General features: G+C 43.1%; 7 protein-coding genes. 6 read left to right on the top strand and 1 reads right to left on the bottom strand.

The window, feature by feature from the left end; all coding sequences use genetic code 11:
- The 3 genes from AC1DWB_RS33010 to AC1DWB_RS33000 form a co-directional block, all read left to right on the top strand.
- Window positions 1-447, top strand: a 447-nt coding sequence (locus tag AC1DWB_RS33010) for a hypothetical protein (RefSeq protein ID WP_477545324.1), incomplete at its 5' end; no start/stop codon positions are given.
- A gap of 87 nt (window positions 448-534) precedes the next feature.
- Window positions 535-705 carry a hypothetical protein gene (locus AC1DWB_RS33005; protein ID WP_477545323.1) on the top strand — a complete coding sequence of 57 codons (171 nt, stop codon included), beginning with the start codon at window positions 535-537 and terminating at the stop codon, window positions 703-705.
- A gap of 166 nt (window positions 706-871) precedes the next feature.
- Window positions 872-1,438, top strand: a complete 567-nt coding sequence (locus AC1DWB_RS33000; RefSeq protein ID WP_477545322.1) for a hypothetical protein — start codon at window positions 872-874, stop codon at window positions 1,436-1,438.
- Window positions 1,439-1,460: 22 nt separating this feature from the next.
- Here AC1DWB_RS33000 and AC1DWB_RS32995 read toward each other — a convergent pair whose 3' ends face one another.
- Entirely contained in the window at window positions 1,461-1,613 is a 153-nt protein-coding gene (locus AC1DWB_RS32995; protein WP_477545321.1) for a hypothetical protein, read from the bottom strand.
- A gap of 122 nt (window positions 1,614-1,735) precedes the next feature.
- On the opposite strand from AC1DWB_RS32995, the gene AC1DWB_RS32990 reads away from it, so the two are divergent.
- The 3 genes from AC1DWB_RS32990 to AC1DWB_RS32980 form a co-directional block, all read left to right on the top strand.
- Window positions 1,736-1,897 carry a toxin-antitoxin system HicB family antitoxin gene (locus tag AC1DWB_RS32990; RefSeq protein ID WP_477545320.1) on the top strand — a complete coding sequence of 54 codons (162 nt, stop codon included), beginning with the start codon at window positions 1,736-1,738 and terminating at the stop codon, window positions 1,895-1,897.
- Between the two features lie 3 nt (window positions 1,898-1,900).
- On the top strand, window positions 1,901-2,701 hold the full coding sequence (locus tag AC1DWB_RS32985; protein WP_477545319.1) for a DUF4373 domain-containing protein: 801 nt from the start codon (window positions 1,901-1,903) through the stop codon (window positions 2,699-2,701).
- The coding region (locus AC1DWB_RS32980; protein ID WP_477545318.1) for a hypothetical protein at window positions 2,655-2,997 on the top strand (343 nt) is incomplete at its 3' end. The genes AC1DWB_RS32985 and AC1DWB_RS32980, both read left to right, overlap by 47 nt.

Here is a 2,997-nt window from a genome sequence, read left to right as displayed (position 1 = left end):
ATGGTAGACCATAACCAAATCAAAGAAGCAGATTTTAAAACACTATGCAATTGGATGATCGACAATTTAACCGATGAAGCATACGAAAAATGGTTGATTGTTTATGGCGAAATCTTACGGTTACAAACCCAACTAGATACCGCTAAACGAGGATTGGAATGGAAAATGGTTTCAAGCTTGGCTCTAAAACACGAATTTGAATTAGAAACTGACAATATGGTGCGTCTAGAACTGATATGTGAAAAGTCGGATATTGCAGATAAGATGCAATTGATTTCTGGATGTAATATTGCGAGACCGATTGATGAGTGGCATGAGGATTATGGAGACGTGTTATGGTGGACATTTCCAATTGAAGAGCCGCCATATTGCGGTACACCTTTAAATTCTGATTGGCCGGACTATCATACGCATTGGACACCGATTATTATCCCGTTGCAACCGTAACACCTTTAAATCCTTAGAGTAAATACAACCACCTACGGCCCCCACTTCGTTGGGTGATTCGGTCGGATCGGAGAAAGGACAAAGCAAATGAAAAAGATTACCCMTTTAAAAATTAAAATTCGCCCATCGGATGGCTATGGTATCTTCCATGATTCACGCGGCGATGTCGCTAAACTAGCCGAAGCAGTTAACATTTTGATCGAGAAACAAAACGAAGTCATTGAAACAATGAATAGTTTGATCGAATCGAAGAAGTAGAGTGCCCGTATCGACCGAATAAGCGAGAACCGTATCTGGGGTAGGAGGGGAGACGTTATGTCTTATCCTCCAAAACCTGATACGGCTGCCGTCCTTCGGACTGGGTAGTTCGTTCGGCTCGATGGCGCAAGCGCAAAATCAAAACTGAATTCAAGAAGGTGTTGCGGTGAAGGATGATGACTTAATCTTGTGGCACGTTTCATTCGAGGTAGTAGACAATTTTGATCCGAGAGTCCCAGAAAACCGTATGGCAGGAGAAGATGACACAACACCAAGGATTTGCATGGGGACGAACATTAAGCGATGTATTACGGCCATGCCGGACGGAGGGGGTGCCTTAAAGGGTTTGTTACGCGCTTCCGAGTTTGATTCCAGAATGAAGCCAATTATCCATGCATATTGCACCATCATTAACCGCAGGGAAGATGGTTTGATTACTCCGAGCGAGCTTGTAAGCAAATACGGGGTGTTGGATGCAAAATCAAACGGCGAACACTGGTTAACCAAATCGGTAACATTCGAGCACAGGATGTTCGAAATATACGACGCTAAATTTTCGGAAGCGACCGATCAGCATGGAAACAGAGGTTACCTCATAGATGATCTGGACTACGACTTAATAAAAACCGAGCCTGAATGGACATTTGAAAAAGTATGGCGCTGCAAGCATGATCTGAGACACATAAACATTAGACAAGCTCTTAAGGTTATGAGTGAAATGCAAGCAGTGTAGGCAAAAGAAAAAGAGAAGGGCGCTATCCCTTCTCCTCATCTTTTTCCTTCACCATCATCTGATAGAAGTAACGGTTCACGATCTGGCTAAGATTCAACCGTTCCTCATCTGCAAGCTTCTGGATGTACTCATAAACATCCTTATCCAAGCTCATCGAAGTTTTGACTTTTTCCATGTTATTCACCCGTTCACAGTATAACACGAAGTAACTAACTAGATACTTATATGTTACAAAGTATTCCATAGTATTACAAAGTATGATATAATGATGTAAAGAACGAAAAGGAGGTTTATATCATGGTAATCAAGTCGTTCCCTCTACGCTTGCCGGAGAATTTGCACAAGGAATTGAAACTGTATTGCGTAGAAAAAGGGATCTCCATGCAGGACTTCATCATGAAGGCCGTTGAGGAAAAAGCCGATCAGAAAGTGTTCACGCCAGAACGCAAGGCGGTGTAAGGGATGGCAAAAGATGCTTATTACTTCTCGCATGACAGCAATGCTCGCAGCGATCCAAAGATCGGAGCTATGCGAAGTGTGTATGGTTCAGAGGGCTATGGATGGTTCTGGATTCTAGTAGAAATGATGAGAGAAGCCGAAGAATACAAACTTGATATGCAAGGTAAATACATCTTTAATGCATATGCAAAGCAAATGGATACAGAGATTGATGCAGCGAAACAATTCGTGCATGACTGCATTTATGAGTTTCAATTATTCGGGACGGATGATGAGTTTTTTTGGAGTGAATCGCTTCACAGAAGGATGGAAAAAAAGGAAAAAACATCAGAGGTAAGACGCGGCGCAGCCAATGCCAGATGGGAAAAGAAGAAGGCTGATGCAAACGAAGAGCAAATGCAAAGCAAAAGCAATGCAAATGCAATGCAAGGAAAGGAAAGTAAATTAAAAGAAAGCAAAGTAAAGGAAACTAAAAAAGAGTATGCCGATTACGTTTTCCTATCGGAAACCGAATACGACAAACTCACCGATTTACTCGGTAGTGATAGTCGTGATAATTATTTTCTTCGCTTCGCATCTTGGATAAGTGGACAAACGCCACGAGTACAAAAAAGTCGAAGTGCGTATCTTTCCATACTTAACTGGCATCGAGAGGACGCGAGTAAGCAAATCCCATTCCCACGTCAACCGCAATCCAAATATGAGCGCACTAAGAGCAAACTCGAACAAATGCTGAGAGAGGCGGAGGGGAAAGAGGATGAACAAAGCGGATATTATCAAACTGGTACGGATACTTTCGGCTAACTATCGCAACTGGCCGGAAGAGGGAAAAGAAGAAGATGTCGTCATGTTATGGGAAATGATGTTGTCGGATTTAACTGTTGAGACTGCCAAACAAGCAATTCAAGTTCATATCAGCCGATCCGTCTACCCACCGACCATTGCAGACATTCGCGATGCTGCCGCCAAGATCACCAACCCACGTTCAATAGACGCCATAGAAGCATGGGGGATGATTAGCGAGGCAATCCGCAAGTTCGGATTTTATCGCCAAGCAGAAGCCATGGAGACGCTGCCGGATGATGTGGTCCGAATGGTGA

This window comes from Paenibacillus sp. P4_E11 (assembly GCF_056401635.1).
This window is presented reverse-complemented; position numbering and strand designations above follow the sequence as displayed.

Bases quoted from the DNA above. Each gene is read 5' to 3' on its own strand.
- AC1DWB_RS32985 (WP_477545319.1), top strand. From the start codon at position 1,901: ATGGCAAAAGATGCTTATTACTTCTCGCATGACAGCAATGCTCGCAGC.
- AC1DWB_RS32990 (WP_477545320.1), top strand. From the start codon at position 1,736: ATGGTAATCAAGTCGTTCCCTCTACGCTTGCCGGAGAATTTGCACAAG.
- AC1DWB_RS32995 (WP_477545321.1), bottom strand. From the start codon at position 1,613: ATGGAAAAAGTCAAAACTTCGATGAGCTTGGATAAGGATGTTTATGAG.